Origin of the sequence: Mesorhizobium sp. M2A.F.Ca.ET.037.01.1.1 (assembly GCF_003998075.1) — a bacterium.
Lineage (GTDB): Bacteria > Pseudomonadota > Alphaproteobacteria > Rhizobiales > Rhizobiaceae > Mesorhizobium.
Window position 1 is genome coordinate 1 of sequence record NZ_RZSA01001538.1, and the last position, 914, is coordinate 914.

1 protein-coding gene is annotated in these 914 nt (G+C 62.6%); it reads right to left on the bottom strand.

The annotated features are described in order from the left end of the window. On the bottom strand, nucleotides 1–914 hold a 914-nt coding region (locus tag EOA27_RS38190), incomplete at both ends, for an ABC transporter ATP-binding protein (RefSeq protein WP_245491375.1).

Sequence of the window (914 nt, forward strand, 5' to 3'; positions counted from 1 at the left end):
CGTTAATGGCTGGTGGTTCCTCTTCCGGACAGCGTTCGAAGGCGAGTGGGCAGCGCGGGTGGAAACGACAGCCCTTCGGCACGCGCGCGGCACTTGGAACTTCGCCGTGCAGGGCCGGCAACGCCTCCCGATTTGCGTCTCTGCCAATCTGCGGTGTGGCGTTACGCAGGGCGATGGTATACGGATGGCGTGGGTTGAACGTGATCTCATCGGCGCTGCCGATCTCGACCAATTTCCCAAGATACAAGACGGCAATCCGGTCGGCGATCAACCAGGCGAGCGGCAGGTCGTGAGTAATGAAGAGCAACGCCATGTTGTGCTTCTCACGCAGGTCAACCAGGACCTGAAGAATCTGCGCGCGTATCGAGACATCGAGCATCGACACAGGTTCATCGGCAATGATGAGATTCGGCCTAACTGCAAGCGCTCCGGCAATCACGACCCGCTGGCGCTGACCGCCAGACAGCTCGTGTGGGAAGCGGGCGAAGAAATCGCCGGGAGGATTTAGCCCGGCGGACGCAAGCGCTTCGCCCACCCGCTTGGCGAGTTGGGTGCCGTTCTTGACCAGCCGCAAGGAACGCAGCGGTTCGGCCACAATATCGAACACGGTGTGTCGCGGATTGAGCGCCTGATAGGCGTCCTGGAAAATCATTTGCACGCGATGCCGGTAAGGACGCAGGGCCGAGGAGCCTCGCTCCGCGGTCAAGTCGCGGCCATCGAACAGCAACCTGCCGCCTGTCGGCTGGGCAAGCTTGGTGATGACACGGCCGACCGTCGTCTTGCCGCTTCCCGATTCCCCGACGAGGGCGACGATCTCGCCCCGTCCGATGTTGAGGTCGATGCCGTCCACCGCGCGCACGGCGCCACCAGGTCGGCCCAGGACACGGTCGAACAGTCCACCCTGTATGGGAAAA